The following is a 15,045-nucleotide window of genomic DNA, read 5'->3' as shown; positions in this document are numbered from 1 at the left end:
GGTCGACAGGGCGTGGTCCACGGCCGCACCCCCGTTCCACCCCGCCGGGCGGTCCACCGCCGCGCCGGCCGGCGGGCCCGCACTCCGACCTCGAGGACGGACGATGATCTCCAACCCGCTACGGGACCCGCGGGACCGGCGGCTGCCCCGTGTGCCCGAGCCGTGCGCGCTGGTGGTCTTCGGCATCACCGGCGACCTGGCCCGCAAGAAGCTGCTGCCGGCGGTCTACGACCTGGCCAACCGAGGCCTGCTGCCGACCAACTTCGCCCTGCTGGGCTTCGCCCGCCGGGACTGGGGTGACGAGGACTTCGCGGAGCTGGCCCGCGACGCCGCCCGCAAGGCCGCCCGCACCCCGTGGCGGGAGGAGGTCTGGGAGCGGCTGGCCGGCAGCGTCCGGTTCGTGCAGGGCTCCTTCGACGACGACAACGCCTTCGACCAGCTCGCGGCGACCCTCGGTGAACTGGAGGGCACCCACGGCATCGGCGGGAACGCGGCGTTCTACCTGTCCATCCCCCCGGCGATGTTCCCCATCGTGCTCAAGCAGATGCAGCGCACCGGCATGGCCGACAGCACCGCCGACCGCTGGCGGCGGGTCGTGGTGGAGAAGCCGTTCGGCACCGACCTGGCCTCCAGTCTGGAGCTCAACGCGCTGGTCGACTCGGTGTTCAGCGCCGACGACGTGTTCCGCATCGACCACTACCTGGGCAAGGAGACCGTCCAGAACCTGATGGCGCTGCGGTTCGCCAACACCCTGTTCGAGCCGGTCTGGAACGGCCACCACGTCGACTCGGTGCAGATCACGATGGCCGAGGACGTCGGCATCGGCGGGCGGGCCGGGTTCTACGAGGAGACCGGCGCCGCCCGGGACGTGCTGCAGAACCACCTGCTGCAGTTGCTGGCGCTCACCGCGATGGAGGAGCCGGTCGAGTTCTCCGCCGAGGAGATCCGCACCGAGAAGCTCAAGGTGCTGCGGGCCATCTCGCTGCCGGAGGACCTCGGCACCTTCGCCGTCCGCGGGCAGTACGAGCAGGGTTGGCTGGCCGGTCAGCGGGCGAACGGCTACCGGCAGGAGGAGGGCGTCGACCCCGGGTCGACCACCGAGACCTACGCCGCGGTCCGCCTGGGCGTCGAGACCCGCCGCTGGGCCGGGGTGCCGTTCTACCTCCGTACCGGCAAGCGCCTGCCGCGCCGGGTCACCGAGATCGCGCTGGTGTTCAAGCAGGCGCCGCACCTGCCCTTCGCCGCCACCGACACCGAGGAGCTGGGCAACAACCAGCTGGTCGTGCGGGTGCAGCCGGACGAGGGGGTCACCCTCAAGTTCGGGTCGAAGGTGCCCGGCAGCGTCATGGAGGTCCGTGACGTGTCGATGGACTTCCTCTACGGGGAGCAGTTCACCGAGGCCAGCCCCGAGGCCTACGAGCGGCTGCTGCTCGACGTCCTGCTGGGCGACGCCACGCTCTTCCCGCGCAACGCCGAGGTCGAGGCGTCGTGGGCGGTCATCGACCCGCTCGAGGAGTTCTGGGCCGGGACGACGCCGCACCCCTACCGGGCCGGCGAGTGGGGTCCGCGGGCGGCCGACGAGATGCTCGCCGCCGAGGGACGCCGGTGGCGGCGTCCGTGAGGCGCGCCCCCGTTACAGCCACCGCACTGGAGGAGACCCCATGACCACGCTGTGGGACACCACCGGCTCCGCGGTGGTCAAGGAGCTGGCCGCGCAGCGGCGCACCGGCGGCGCCGTGCTCTCCGGCGTCGCCCTGACCCTGGTGGTCGTGGCCGACGAGGGGCGGGTCGCCGAGGCCGAGGAGGCCGCGACCGCAGCCGCCGAGCAGCACCCCTGCCGGCTGCTCATCGTCGTCCGCCGCCAGATCGACGCGCCGGCGCCCCGACTGGACGCGGAGGTGCTCATCGGCGGTCGTCTCGGCCCCGGTGAGGCGGTGGTCATGCGGATGTACGGCCGGCTCGGGCTGCACGCCGAGTCGGTGGTGCTGCCCCTGCTGGCCGCCGACGCGCCGGTGGTCACCTGGTGGCACGGCACGCCACCGGAACGGCTGGCGACCGATGCGCTCGCCGTCATCGCCGACCGGCGGATCACCGACAGCTCGCTGGCCGACGACCAGCTGGCGGCGCTGCGGACCCGCGCGGCGGACTACGCCCCCGGCGACACCGACCTGGCCTGGACCCGCAGCACGCCGTGGCGGGCGACGCTCACCTCGACGGTGGACTCGGTGTCCGGGCGCCGGGGCGACGTCGTCCGGATCCGCGGGGGCCGGGTCGAGGGCCAGCCCGGGCACGCGACCGCGCAGCTGCTGGCCGGGTGGCTGCGCGCCCGGTGCGGGTGCGACATCACCGTGACCGAGGGCGACCGGCGCCCCGGCCCGAGCGGCGTCTCCTCCGTCGTCCTGGAGCTGGACCAGGACGAGGAGGTGCGGGTCACCGCGGACCGCCGCGGCGGTGCGCTCATCTCCCAGCCGTACCGGCCGGAGGCGACCGTGGCGTTGCCCGACCGTCAGCTCGGCGACCTCGTCGGCGAGGAGCTGCGCCGGCTGGACCCCGACGAGCCGTTCGCCGAGGCCCTGGAGGCCGCGACCGGCGTGCAGGGCCTGACCGAACGCTCCCCCGTGCGCGAGCACGTGTGGTTCGACCCCGCCGAGGTCGCGGGCGACGGCGACCCGCTGCCGACGGTGCCGCCGCCTTCGCAGGACACCGACGACGCCGCCCAGCAGGGCACGCACGACAGCGAGGGGGCGACCCGGTGACCCTGCCGCCCGGTGACCGGGTCGCCGACGACCCGTCCGACGCCGACCGCCCGGTGCCCGACGTGGTGGTCGAACCGGACGAGGAGCGGCTCGCCCGCGCCGTCGCCTCCGCCCTGGTGGCCCGGCTGGCCGCTGCCCAGGCGGTGCACGACACCGCGTCGGTCGTCCTCACCGGCGGCGGCATCGGCACCGCCGTCCTCGAGCGGGTCGCCGCCCTGGCCGTCGAGCCGGAGCGCGAGCGGGTCGACTGGACGGCGGTGGACGTCTGGTGGGGCGACGAGCGGTTCGTCCCCGCCGGGAGCGAGGAGCGCAACGAGACCGGCGCCCGCCGGGCCCTGCTCGACGCCGTCGGCGTCCCGGCCGAGCGCGTGCACGCGATGCCCGCCTCGGACGCCGGGTTCGACGAGCCGGAGCAGGCCGCTGCCTCGTACGCCGAGCAGTTGGCCGCGGCCGCGCCGGAGGGTCAGGAGCTCCCCCGTTTCGACCTGCTGCTGCTCGGCATGGGCCCCGAGGGGCACGTGGCCTCGATCTTCCCCGGGTCACCGGCCGCCTCCGACGACCGGCTCGTGGTCGCGGTCCGCGACTGCCCGAAACCGCCGCCCACGCGGGTCAGCCTGGGCTTCTCCGCCATCAACTCCGCCGAGGAGGTCTGGCTGCTGGTCTCCGGCGAGGCCAAGGCCCCCGCGGTCGCCGCGGCCCTGCGGTCCGGCGCCGAGCCCCAGCAGCTCCCGGCCGCCGGGGTGCACGGCCGGCGGGCCACCCGGTGGCTCCTCGACGCCGCCGCGGCCGGGGAACTCGACGCCACGCGGTAGTCCTCCGTGTGCGCCGGGGCGACCGACGCTCGACGCGGTGGGGTCCGAGGCGGCGACGGTCTGGCCACGGCGGCCGGGTGCGCGCACACTGCCTGGCGTGCCCGAGCACAGGGTGCGACTCCCTGACGGCGCCGCCCCCGCCGCTCCCGTCCACCCTGCGCGGAGAGCCCCATGACCCGTCCCGCCACGACCGTCCCGCGTCCCGTCCCCGACGCCGTGTTCCCCCTACCGCGGTCGACCGCGGAACCGGTGCTCCGGCACGGCGGCTGCTACTGGGACCACGAGCAGGCCGCCTGGGTCGCCTACACCCCGGTGCCGCTCCCCCGCCCGGCCCGGGATTGAGCACGACGCGACCCGGCGCTCCGGCCTCGTGGCCGGCGCGCCGGGTCGGGAGCCGATGGCCCCCTCCAGGAGCTCACCGCGAGCGCTGAGGGGAGACGGGGCCTCCGTCAGGCGCCGCGGCGGGCGCGGAGCTTGGCGAGCGCCTCCTCGAGCAGGGCGTCGCCGTCGGCGTCACTGCGCCGCTCCCGCACGTAGGCCAGGTGGGTCTTGTAGGGCTCGGTGCGGGGCGCCGGCGGCGGAGCGGCCTGGTCCTGCCCGGCGGGGAGGCCGCACCGGGGGCAGTCCCACAGCTCCGGCACCTCGGCGTCGAACGCGAACGCGACGCGGGTCTCGTGTCCCTGCGTACACCAGTAGGCCACCCGGTGCCGCGGTGCGGCCTCACCGCGCTCGGCCTCGCCCATCGGCCCTGCACCGACCCGAGTGCCCCGGATCGCGTTCCCACCAGCCACGAGTGCCCCCTGTGTTCCCAGCGGTCTGCGGCGGCCTCTGCCGCGCGGGCAGTCTATGGGCAAGACGTCGCGATTTCGGTCACGTTCTCCGCGGAACCGGCCTGTTCCGGGTCTCCGGCCCCCCCAGGACCCCGTCGCGGGCGTGCGAGCGCCGGGCGGCAGGGCGTCCCCCGTCAGACCTTGAGCAGGATCCCCAGCCCGACGACGCAGACGGTCCAGATCAGTCCGGTGAAGACGGTGAGCCGGTTGAGGTTCTTCTCGACCACGGAGGAACCGGACAGCTGGGAGGAGACCGCGCCGCCGAACATCGAGGACAGGCCCCCGCCCTTGCCGCGGTGCAGGAGGATCAGCACCACGAGGAGCACGCTGGTGAGCACCAGCAGGAGGTTGAGGACCAGCTCGATCATGTCCCGAGGGTAACCGACCGGCCGTGCACCTCCGGCCGACGCGGCCGGTGCGCGGTCGAGCCGGCCCGGGTCAGCGCACGCCGGCGGTCGCGAGGTCGTAGCCGGTGTAGGCGGCCATGACCACGCCGTTGCGCAGCCGCTGCCCGGCGAGCAGCTGCACCCGCGACTCCGCGAGCGGCACGTACGCGCCGGTCGCCGCGGCGGCGGTCGCGACCTCCCGCCAGGCGTGGCGCGCGCCCTCCCCGGCGGTACGGGCCGCGTCGATCAGCCCGTTCACCTCGGCGGCGTCGAGCCGGGCGAAGTTGGTGTTGCCCACCGGGCTGACCGAGCGGCCGTCCACCAGCGGCACCAGGAACGAGCCCGGGGTCGGGAAGTCGGCGGTCCAGGTGGCCAGCACGATGCCGAACCCGTTGGCCGCGACGTTGTCGGGGTTGCCGACGTCGGTGGCGTAGAAGCCCGGCGCGGCCAGCGGCCGGACCTCCACCCGGACGCCGATCTCGCCGAGCTGGGCGGCGACCTCCTCGGCGACGGCCACGCTGGTCGCGGCGTCGGGCACGGCCAGCACGGTGCTGAAGCCGTCGGGCCGGCCGCAGGCACCCAGGTGCTCGCGCGCGGCGCGGAGGTCCGGCTCCGGATCGGGCTCCTCCGGGCCACCGGCCAACCCCCGCGGCCACAGCTGCGAGGTCCGCACGGCGTTGACCGACCCGCCGAGCTCCTCCTGCACCGCCCGGCGGTCCACGGCCGCCACGACCGCGGCCCGGCACCGCGGGTCGTCCAGGGGCGCGACGTCGGTCGGCAGTGCGAGCAGCCGGACCACGCCGCTGGTCACCTCGTCGACCCGGTCGCCCACCGGGACGTCCCCGCCGGCCCCCTCGGCCAGCCGGGCCGTCGTCGCCGCCTGGACGCCGGTCCCGGAGACGTCCACGTCGGCCGAGCCGGCCAGCAGCGCCTGGTCGCGCTCCACGCCGGTCAGCCCGGTCCGGACCAGGACCCGGTCGGGCAGCGCGGTCCGGACGTCGTCGGTGGCGGGGTCCCACTGCGGGTTGCGGTCCAGCACGATCCCGGTGACGGCGTCGACGGAGGTGACCGCGTAGGGCCCCGAGGAGACCGGGTCGCGGCCGTACTCGGCTGCGGTGTCGTTCTCGGCCGGCACGGGGCTGCTCGACGGGAGCGCCATGACGTACGGGAAGTCCGGCTCGGCGGTGCGCAGCCGGAAGGTGATCGTGCGGTCGTCAGGGGTCTCGATCGCCGCCAGCCCCAGCTTGTCGGGCGTCTCGTCCTGGTAGGGGCCGGCGTAGGGGTCGGCCGGGTCGTCCAGCAGCTCCACGACGTGGGTGGGGCCGCCGACGACGACGTCGGAGGCGAAGGACCGCTCGATGCCGTACTTGACGTCACGGGAGGTGATCGCCCGGCCGTTCTCGAACCTCGCGCCCTCGCGGAGGGTGAACGTCCACGTCGTCCCGCCGTCGGGGGTGGTCCCGAGGTCCGTGGCCAGGTCGGGCACCAGCCGGTCGGTCGCGCCCGGCTCGGTCGAGTACGTCACCAGCGTGCGGGCGTAGAGCCGCATCAGGTTCCAGACCCCGGGCAGGTACGAGCGCTGCGGGTCCAGGCTGTCGACCTCGCCGGCCACCACGCGCAGCGTCCCGCCGGTCGCCTCGGACGGCGCCCGGACGCCGCTGAGCCCGGCGTCCGGGCCGCCGCCCAGCACGGGCACGCCCGTGCCGTCGTCCCCGCGGCCGCTCCAGCTCACGGCTGCCACGACCACGAGGACGACGGCGACGGCGATCCCGAGGACGCGGCCGCGCGTGCCACGGACCCACGCCGGGACCCGCCCCGCCGTCCGCTCCTGCGTGCTCTCCACCTACCCGCTCCCCCTGGGGCCGGCGGCGGTCAGCTGCCGTCGGCGGCTGTCCGACAGATCTGCACGAACTCGTCGGCGTCCAGGCTGGCGCCGCCGACGAGCGCGCCGTCGACGTCCGGCCCGGCCAGGATCCCGGCCGTGTTCGCGGCCTTCACCGACCCGCCGTAGAGGATACGGACGACGGCGGCGGTCTCCGGGCCGAAACGCTCGGCGAGCCGTGACCGCAAGGCACCGCACACCTCCTGTGCGTCCTCGGGCGTGGCGACCTCCCCGGTGCCGATCGCCCACACCGGCTCGTAGGCGATCACGATGCCCTGCACCTGGTCGGCGGTCAGCCCCTCCAGCGCGGCGTCGAGCTGCGCGGTGCAGTGCGCGACGTGCTGCCCGGCCCGGCGGACGTCGAGCCCCTCCCCCACGCAGAGGATCGGGACCAGTCCGTGCCGCAGGCTGCTGCGCACCTTGCCGGCCACGACCGCGTCGTCCTCGCCGTGCAGCGCGCGCCGCTCGGAGTGACCGACGACGACGTACTGGCAGGCCAGCGCGGCGAGCATCGCGCCGCTGACCTCGCCGGTGTACGCGCCGGAGTCGTGGACCGAGAGGTCCTGCGCGCCGTACCCGACCTCCAGCTTGTCGCCGGTCACCAGGGTCTGCACGCTGCGCAGCGCGGTGAACGGCGGCAGGACGACGACCTCGGCGGCCTCGAGCTCGGGCTCCTTGAGGGAGAAGGCGAGCTTCTGCACCAGCCCGATCGCCTCGAGGTGGGTCATGTGCATCTTCCAGTTGCCCGCGATGAGCGGACGACGCCCCTCGCGGCGCCCCGGGGTGCCTCTGCGTGCCATGCCCGTCCCCTCAGTCGGCCAGCACCGCGAGGCCCGGCAGCTCCCGGCCCTCGAGGTACTCCAGCGACGCCCCGCCGCCGGTGCTGATGTGCCCGTAGGCGGCCTCGTCGAGGCCGAGCTGGCGCACCGCGGCGGCGGAGTCGCCGCCGCCGACGACGGACAGCCCGTCGACGGCGGCCACGGCCTGCGCCACGCCGCGGGTGCCCTCCTGGAAGGGCGCCAGCTCGAACACGCCCATCGGGCCGTTCCAGAACACGGTGCGGGCCCCGCCCAGCTCCCGGCCGAACGCCTCCACCGTGCGAGGGCCGACGTCCAGTCCCATCTGCCCGTCGGGGATCGCCTCGACGGGGACGACGGTCGTCTCGGCCTCCGCGCTGAACTCCGGCGCGCAGACCACGTCGACCGGCAGCACGATCCGGTCCCCCGCCTCGGCCAGCAGCCGGCGGCAGGTGTCGACCTGGTCGCCCTCCAGCAGGGACGTGCCCACGCCGTGGCCCAGGGCGGCGAGGAAGGTGAAGCACATCCCGCCGCCGACCAGCAGCCGGTCCACCTTGGGCAGCAGCGCCTCGATGACGGCCAGCTTGTCGCTCACCTTGGAGCCGCCGAGGACGACGACGTAGGGCCGCTGCGGGTCCTGCGTCAGCCGGGTGAGGACGTCGAGCTCCTGCGCGACCAAGCGGCCGGCCACGTGCGGCAGCCGCTGCGCGACGTCGAACACCGACGCGTGCTTGCGGTGCACCGCGCCGAACGCGTCGTCGACGTAGACGTCGGCCAGGGCCGCCAGCCGGTCGGCCAGCACACCCCGCTCGGCGTCGTCCTTCGACGTCTCGGCCGCCTCGAACCGCACGTTCTCCAGCAGCAGGACGTCGCCGTCGCCGAGCGCGGCGGCCTTCGCCTGCGCGTCGTCGCCGGCCACGTCCGCCGCCAGCGGCACCCCGACACCGAGGAGCTCGCCGAGCCGCTCGGCGACCGGGGCCAGCGAGTACTGCGGGTCGGGCGCGCCCTTGGGACGGCCGAGGTGGGCGGCCACGAGCACGCGGGCGCCGGCGTCCCGGAGCGCCTGCAGGGTGGGCAGGCTGGCCCGGATGCGCCCGTCGTCGGTGATGGCCCGGGTGCCCTTGTCGAGGGGGACGTTCAGGTCGGCGCGCACGAGCACGCGCCGACCCGAGACGCCCTCGGCGAGGAGGTCGTCGAGGGACCGCATCAGAGGGACTTGCCCACCAGCGAGGTGAGGTCGACGAGCCGGTTGGAGTAGCCCCACTCGTTGTCGTACCAGCCGAGCACCTTGACCATCGGGCCGAAGACCTTGGTCAGCTTGGCGTCGTAGATGCACGACGACGGGTCGGTGACGATGTCGGAGGACACGATCGGCGCGTCGGTGTAGCTGAGGTACTTGCCCAGCGGGCCGGCGGCGGCCTCGCGGTAGGCGGCGTCGATCTCCTCGGCGGAGGCCTCGCGGGTCACCTGCACGGTGAGGTCGGTGGCCGAGCCGGTGGGCACGGGTACGCGGATGGCGTAGCCGTCGAGCTTGCCCTTGAGCTCCGGGAGCACCAGGCCGATCGCCTTGGCCGCACCGGTCGAGGTCGGGACCATGTTCAGCGCGGCCGCGCGGGCGCGGCGGAGGTCCTTGTGCGGGCCGTCCTGCAGGTTCTGGTCGGCGGTGTAGGCGTGGATGGTGGTCATGAGGCCACGCTCGATGCCGAACGCGTCGTTGAGGACCTTGGCCAGCGGGGCGAGGCAGTTGGTCGTGCAGGACGCGTTGCTGATGATCGTCTGCGAACCGTCGTACAGGCCGTCGTTGACGCCCATGACGATCGTGATGTCGTCGTCGGTGGCGGGCGCGGAGATGATGACCTTCTTGGCGCCGCCGGCGTCGACGTGCTTGCGCGCGTCGGCGGCCTTGGTGAAGAAGCCGGTGGACTCGACGACGACGTCGACGCCCAGGTCGCCCCAGGGGAGGTCGGCCGGGTCGCGCTCGGAGAGCACCTTGATGGTGTTCCCACCGACCTTGATGCCCTCGCCGTCGGCGGCGACGTCCTCGGAGAGCTTGCCGAGCACGCTGTCGTACTTGAGCAGGTGCGCCAGGACCTCGGGGCTGGTGAGGTCGTTCACCGCCACGATCTCGATGTCCTGGCCGCTGGCAGCGGCGGCGCGCCAGAAGTTGCGCCCGATCCGGCCGAATCCGTTGATGCCCACCCGCACGGTCACTGCAGACCTCCGATGTCGACGCTGTCTGTCGGGGGCCACGCGGGTGCGCGGCCGCGATCCGGCGACGACCCTATCGGGCGCGGGACGACGCGGCCCGGGCCGCCCGGGAAGGCGGCCCGGGCCGCGTCGACGGCCCTGCGGTGTCCCGCCGCGAGCGTGCGAGCGGCAGGGGGCAGGGAGGGTCCGTCTACTGCGCGAGCATGTCCTCGGTGACCACCGACTCGGTGTCGGGGATGCCGAGGTCCTTGGCCCGCTTGTCGGCCATCGCCAGCAGCCGCCGGATCCGGCCGGCGACGGCGTCCTTGGTCATCGGCGGGTCGGCCCGCTGGCCGAGCTCCTCCAGCGAGGCCTGGCCGAACTCCAGGCGCAGCCGACCGGCGACCAGCAGGTGCTCGGGGGCGTCGCCGTCGAGGATCTCCAGCGCCCGCTCGACCCGTGCACTGGCGGCCACCGCCGCCCGCGCCGACCGGCGCAGGTTGGCGTCGTCGAAGTTGGCCAGCCGGTTGGCCGTCGCCCGGACCTCGCGGCGCATCCGCCGCTCCTCCCAGGCCAGCACGGCGTCGTGGGCGCCCATGCGGGTCAGCAGCGCGCTGATCGCGTCGCCGTCGCGGACGACGACCCGGTCGGCGCCGCGCACCTCGCGCGCCTTGGCGGCGATGCCCAGCCGCCGGGCCGCCCCGACCAGGGCCATGGCGGCCTCGGGCCCGGGGCAGGTGACCTCCAGGGAGGACGAGCGACCGGGCTCGGTCAGCGACCCGTGGGCGAGGAAGGCCCCGCGCCAGGCGGCCTCGGCGTCGTTGATCCCGCCGGAGACGACCGACGGCGGCAGCCCGCGCACCGGGCGCCCGCGCTGGTCGACCAGCCCGGTCTGGCGGGCGAGGCCCTCGCCGTGCTTGGCGATGCGGACGAGGTAGCGCACGCCGCGGCGGATGTTGCCGCCCGCGAGCACGCTCACCCCGCTGGTGTAGCCGTAGACCTCGCTGATGTCGCGGCGCAGCCGACGGGCCACCGAGCCGGTGTCGAGCTCGGCCTCGATGACCACGCGGCCACCGACGATGTGCAGGCCGCCGCTGAAGCGCAGCAGCGCCGTGACCTCCGCCTTGCGCTCGGAGGTCTTGGTGCACTCCACCCGAGACAGCTCGTCCTTGACCATGGCGGTCATCGCCATGCCATCCACCCCCACGTTCCCCCGGGGTAACCAGGCCCCATGTGCGACGTCCCCTCTTCTCCCCCTCGTACCGGTGCCGGTACCCGAGGTTGCGGTACCCGGCCACGGATTTCCATGACCTAGCGCGCCCCGACGGCCGACTCGAGCGCCGCCGCGAGGCGGGCCGGGTCGTGCCGCGGTGCCCCGTCGAGCTCGGCCACGGGAGCCAGGACCAGCTCCGCGCCGCACTCGCGCACCGCAGACAGGAGACCACAGCGGTCAACCACCGAGTCGACATCGGCGATCACCGTGTGCAGCGCCACTCCGCCGAGGTGGGCGCGCAGGACCGCGAGGTGCTCCTCCGGCGAGAACCCGTCGGTCTCCCCCGGCTGCGGCTCGAGGTTGAGCACGACCACCACCCGGGCGCGGCTGGCCGCCAGCGCCGCCCGGAGCCGCGGCACCAGCAGGTGCGGCAGCACCGAGGTGTACCAGGAGCCCGGCCCCAGGGAGACGACGTCGGCGGCGGCGATCGCCTCGAGCACCGCCGGGCTCACCGGCGGGTCCGGCGGCGAGACGATGATGTCCCGGACCCGCCCCGGGGTGCTGGCGATCGCCACCTGCCCCCGGATGGTGCGGGTCCGCGACGGGTCGTCGGGGTCGGTGCTCTCGACGCGGGCCACGAGGTCCAGCGGGACGTCGGCCATGGGCAGCACCCGGCCGCGCGCGCCGAGCAGCCGGCACAGGTCGTCGAGCGCCCGCACGGTGTCGCCGCCGTGCAGCTCGGTGAGCCCGGTCAGGACGAGGTTGCCCACCGGGTGGCCGGCCAGCACGCCGGTGCCGCCGAAACGGTGCTGGAGCAGCCGGCTCATCTCCCGGGTGCCCTCACCGTCGTCGGCGAGCGCCGTGAGCGCCATCCGCAGGTCCCCCGGCGGCAGCACGGGCATCTCGCGGCGGATGCGCCCCGAGGAGCCGCCGTCGTCGGCCACGGTGACCACCGCGGTGAGGTCGTCGGTGAGCCGGCGCCACGCCCCCAGGGCGGCGGCCAGCCCGTGTCCGCCGCCGAAGGCCACCACGCGCAGCGCTCGCTGCGCCACCGCGCCCGGCGGCGCGGGGTCCGGGGCCCCCACTACTCGCGGCCCAGGTCGCGGTGCTGCACGGCGACGTCGATGCCCTCGGCGGACAGCCGGCGGGCGAACTCCTCCGCGATCGCCACGCTGCGGTGCTTGCCGCCCGTGCAGCCCACCGCCAGCGTGAGGTACCGCTTCCCCTCCCGCCGGTACCCCGGGATGAGCAGCCGCAGCACGTCGGTGTAGCGGTCCAGGAACGGTGCGGCCGCCTCCTGGCTGAGGACGTAGTCGCGCACGTCCGGGTCCTGGCCGGTGTGCGGCCGCAGCTCCGGCAGCCAGTGCGGGTTGGGCAGGAACCGGGCGTCGACCACCAGGTCGGCGTCCAGGGGCAGGCCGTACTTGAACCCGAAGCTGAGCACGGTCGCGGTCAGCGGCGGCGTCTGGCCCTCGCGGGCGAAGGCGTTCTCCAGCGTGGCCCGCAGCTGGTGCACGTTGAGGTCGCTGGTGTCCACCCACAGGTCGGCCTCGCCGGCGATGCCGGTGAGCAGGGCCCGCTCCTCGGTGATGCCGTCGATCAGCGTTCCGCTGCCCTGCAGGGGGTGCTCGCGCCGGTTGGACTCGTAGCGGCGCACCAGCACCTCGTCGCGGGCGTGGACGTACACGACGCGCGGGCGGTGGCCGGCCCCGGCCAGCACCCGGATCGCCTCCTGCAGGTCGCTGGAGAACGCCCGGCTGCGGACGTCGACGACCGCGGCGAACCGGCGGACGTCACCGCGGGCGCCCAGCTCCACCATCGGCAGCAGCAGGGCCGGCGGCAGGTTGTCGACGACGAACCAGCCGAGGTCCTCGAGCACCCGGCCGGCGCTGTTCTTGCCGGCGCCGGACAGGCCGGTGACCACGACGACGTCCAGCGGCTGCGTCTCGGCGGACGCCGGGTCCAGCGGCACCGGGATGTCGGTGTGCGGGTGCCCGGGGGTGCCCGGCGGCGTGCCGAGGGCCCCGTGCGGGCGGGTCAGCTCGCTCACGCGACCTCCTCGCCGGCGCTCGTCGGACGCGTTCGCGGCGCTGCCGTGCCCCTGCGTGAGTTCGCGAGCCCGCTCACGATGCCACCAGCCCGACCTCGGCGGTGGCGCCGGTGCCCGGCTGCGGGGTGCCGCGCTCGGCGGGACCGGCCGGGGCGGTCGTCGTCTCCACGACCTCGTCCGCGGGCTCGGCCGCCGCCTCACCGGCCGGCTCCGCGACGGCGGCGAGCACCGCCTCCGCCGTCCGCCGGCCGATGCCCGGGACGGCCACCAGCTCCTCCACGGTGGCGGCCCGCAGCCGCTTGAGAGACCCGAACTGCTTCATCAGCGCCTTCCGCCGCGCCTCTCCGAGGCCGGGGACGTCGTCCAACAGGGAGACCAGCATGCTGGTGGACCGCTTCTGCCGGTGGTAGGTGATCGCGAACCGGTGGGCCTCGTCGCGCACCCGCTGCAGCAGGTACAGCGCCTCGGAGGTACGGGGCAGGATGACCGGGTCGCTCTCGTTGGGCAGCCACACCTCCTCCATCCGCTTGGCCAGCCCGCAGACGGCGACGTCCACGATGCCCAGCTCGTCGAGGGACCGCGCCGCCGCGGCCACCTGCGGGGCGCCGCCGTCGACGACGAGCAGGTTGGGAGGGTAGGCGAACCGGCGCGGCCGGCCCTCCTCCGCGGCGATGCCCTGCTCGTCCTTGCGGTCGGCCTCCTCCTTGAGGTGGCGGGCGAAGCGCCGGCGGACGACCTCGGCCATCGCCGCGGTGTCGTCGGTTCCGTTCGTGACGGAGAAGCGTCGGTAGTCGGACTTCTTCGCCAGACCGTCCTCGAAGACGACCATGCTGGCGACCACGTTCGTGCCCTGGACGTGCGAGATGTCGATGCACTCGATCCGCAGCGGGGCGTCGGGCAGTTCGAGGGCCTCCTGCAGCTCGCTGAGGGCCAGGGAGCGGGCGGTGAGGTCGCTGGACCGCTTGACCCGGTGCCGGGCGAACGCCTCCTTGGCGTTGCGCTCGACGGTCTCCAGCAGCGCCCGCTTGTCCCCCCGCTGGGGCACCCGCAGGGAGACCCGCGAGCCGCGCAGCTCGCTGAGCAGCTCCTCGTAGACGTCGGCGTCGTCGGGCAGCTCGGGGACGAGCACCTCCTTGGGCACCGTCTCCCCGGACTCGACGACGCCGGTCTGGTCGTCGACGCCGCCGTAGACCTGCAGCAGGAACTGCTCGACCAGCTCGCCGGTGGTGACCTCCTCGACCTTGTCGACGATCCACCCGCGCTGCCCGCGCACCCGCCCGCCACGCACGTGGAAGACCTGGACCGAGGCCTCCAGCTCGTCCTGCGCGAAGGCGACGACGTCGGCGTCGGTGCCGTCGCCGAGGACGACGGCCTGCTTCTCCAGCGCGCGCCGGAGCGCCCCGAGGTCGTCGCGCAGCCGGGCGGCCTTCTCGTACTCCATCGCCTCGGCGGCGGCGCCCATCTCGCGCTCCAGCCGCCTCACCATCTGCTCGGTGCGGCCGGCCATGAAGTCGCAGAAGTCGTCGACGATCCGGCGGTGCTCCTCGGCGGAGACCCGGCCGACGCACGGCGCGGCGCACTTGCCGATGTAGCCGAGCAGGCAGGGCCGGCCGATCTGCCCGGCGCGCTTGAAGACGCCGTTGGAGCAGGTGCGGGCCGGGAAGACGCGGGTGAGGGTGTCGAGGGTCTCGCGGATCGCCCAGGCGTGCGCGTAGGGGCCGAAGTAGCGCACGCCCTTCTTCTTGGGCCCGCGCATCACCTGCAGTCGCGGGTACTCCTCGTTCAGCGTCACCGCCAGCGACGGGTAGCTCTTGTCGTCGCGGTAGCGGACGTTGAAGCGGGGGTCGAACTCCTTGATCCAGTTGTACTCGAGCTGGAGGGCCTCGACCTCGGTGCCGACGACGGTCCACTCGACGCCGGCCGCCGTCGTCACCATCTGCCGGGTGCGCGGGTGCAGGCCGGCGACGTCGGCGAAGTAGCTGTTCAGCCGCTGCCGGAGGTTCTTGGCCTTGCCGACGTAGATGACCCGCCCGTTGGGGTCGCGGAACTTGTAGACCCCCGGGTCCTCCGGGATGCTGCCGACCGCCGGTCGGTACGTGGACGGGTCGGGCATGGCTCCCAGGTTATGTGGG

14 protein-coding genes are annotated in these 15,045 nt (G+C 74.7%); 4 read left to right on the top strand and 10 right to left on the bottom strand.

The window, feature by feature from the left end; all coding sequences use genetic code 11:
- Window positions 1-103 precede the first annotated feature (103 nt).
- From zwf to ACI78V_RS16880, 4 genes are all read left to right on the top strand, one after another.
- Entirely contained in the window at window positions 104-1,621 is a 1,518-nt protein-coding gene (zwf, locus tag ACI78V_RS16895) for a glucose-6-phosphate dehydrogenase (protein ID WP_456852775.1), read from the top strand.
- 40 nt (window positions 1,622-1,661) lie between these two features.
- Window positions 1,662-2,756 (top strand): glucose-6-phosphate dehydrogenase assembly protein OpcA, encoded by a 1,095-nt coding sequence (locus ACI78V_RS16890; RefSeq protein WP_456852773.1) that lies wholly within the window; start codon window positions 1,662-1,664, stop codon window positions 2,754-2,756.
- Window positions 2,753-3,568, top strand: a complete 816-nt coding sequence (pgl, locus tag ACI78V_RS16885; RefSeq protein ID WP_456852771.1) for a 6-phosphogluconolactonase — start codon at window positions 2,753-2,755, stop codon at window positions 3,566-3,568. Before ACI78V_RS16890 ends, pgl begins: the two co-directional genes overlap by 4 nt.
- 171 nt (window positions 3,569-3,739) lie before the next feature.
- Window positions 3,740-3,910 (top strand): hypothetical protein, encoded by a 171-nt coding sequence (locus tag ACI78V_RS16880; protein ID WP_456852769.1) that lies wholly within the window; start codon window positions 3,740-3,742, stop codon window positions 3,908-3,910.
- A 107-nt stretch (window positions 3,911-4,017) separates the two neighbouring features.
- Here the strand turns inward: ACI78V_RS16880 and ACI78V_RS16875 are convergent, their stop codons facing one another.
- The 10 genes from ACI78V_RS16875 to uvrC form a co-directional block, all read right to left on the bottom strand.
- Complete coding sequence (locus tag ACI78V_RS16875; protein WP_456852767.1) at window positions 4,018-4,359, bottom strand: RNA polymerase-binding protein RbpA; 342 nt, start codon at window positions 4,357-4,359, stop codon at window positions 4,018-4,020.
- Window positions 4,360-4,532: 173 nt separating this feature from the next.
- A complete protein-coding gene (gene secG, locus ACI78V_RS16870; RefSeq protein WP_456852765.1) occupies window positions 4,533-4,766 on the bottom strand; it encodes a preprotein translocase subunit SecG in 234 nt (77 codons plus the stop codon).
- Between the two features lie 70 nt (window positions 4,767-4,836).
- The gene (locus ACI78V_RS16865; RefSeq protein ID WP_456852763.1) at window positions 4,837-6,627 is read right to left on the bottom strand and encodes an ABC transporter substrate-binding protein; all 1,791 of its coding nucleotides are present in this window, start codon (window positions 6,625-6,627) and stop codon (window positions 4,837-4,839) included.
- A gap of 29 nt (window positions 6,628-6,656) precedes the next feature.
- Window positions 6,657-7,466 carry a triose-phosphate isomerase gene (gene tpiA / locus ACI78V_RS16860; RefSeq protein ID WP_456852761.1) on the bottom strand — a complete coding sequence of 270 codons (810 nt, stop codon included), beginning with the start codon at window positions 7,464-7,466 and terminating at the stop codon, window positions 6,657-6,659.
- Window positions 7,467-7,476: 10 nt separating this feature from the next.
- Window positions 7,477-8,670: a phosphoglycerate kinase gene (locus ACI78V_RS16855; protein WP_456852759.1), complete on the bottom strand. Its 1,194-nt coding sequence runs from the start codon at window positions 8,668-8,670 to the stop codon at window positions 7,477-7,479.
- On the bottom strand, window positions 8,670-9,674 hold the full coding sequence (gap, locus tag ACI78V_RS16850; RefSeq protein ID WP_456852757.1) for a type I glyceraldehyde-3-phosphate dehydrogenase: 1,005 nt from the start codon (window positions 9,672-9,674) through the stop codon (window positions 8,670-8,672). Before gap ends, ACI78V_RS16855 begins: the two co-directional genes overlap by 1 nt.
- Window positions 9,675-9,861: 187 nt before the next feature.
- Window positions 9,862-10,842, bottom strand: a complete 981-nt coding sequence (gene whiA, locus ACI78V_RS16845; protein ID WP_456852755.1) for a DNA-binding protein WhiA — start codon at window positions 10,840-10,842, stop codon at window positions 9,862-9,864.
- A gap of 119 nt (window positions 10,843-10,961) precedes the next feature.
- Window positions 10,962-11,915 (bottom strand): gluconeogenesis factor YvcK family protein, encoded by a 954-nt coding sequence (locus tag ACI78V_RS16840; protein ID WP_456852754.1) that lies wholly within the window; start codon window positions 11,913-11,915, stop codon window positions 10,962-10,964.
- 32 nt (window positions 11,916-11,947) lie between these two features.
- On the bottom strand, window positions 11,948-12,913 hold the full coding sequence (gene rapZ / locus ACI78V_RS16835) for an RNase adapter RapZ (RefSeq protein ID WP_456852752.1): 966 nt from the start codon (window positions 12,911-12,913) through the stop codon (window positions 11,948-11,950).
- A gap of 73 nt (window positions 12,914-12,986) precedes the next feature.
- On the bottom strand, window positions 12,987-15,026 hold the full coding sequence (gene uvrC / locus ACI78V_RS16830; protein WP_456852750.1) for an excinuclease ABC subunit UvrC: 2,040 nt from the start codon (window positions 15,024-15,026) through the stop codon (window positions 12,987-12,989).
- Window positions 15,027-15,045 lie beyond the last annotated feature (19 nt).

It is taken from the genome of Geodermatophilus sp. SYSU D00742, assembly GCF_054049935.1.
This window is presented reverse-complemented; position numbering and strand designations above follow the sequence as displayed.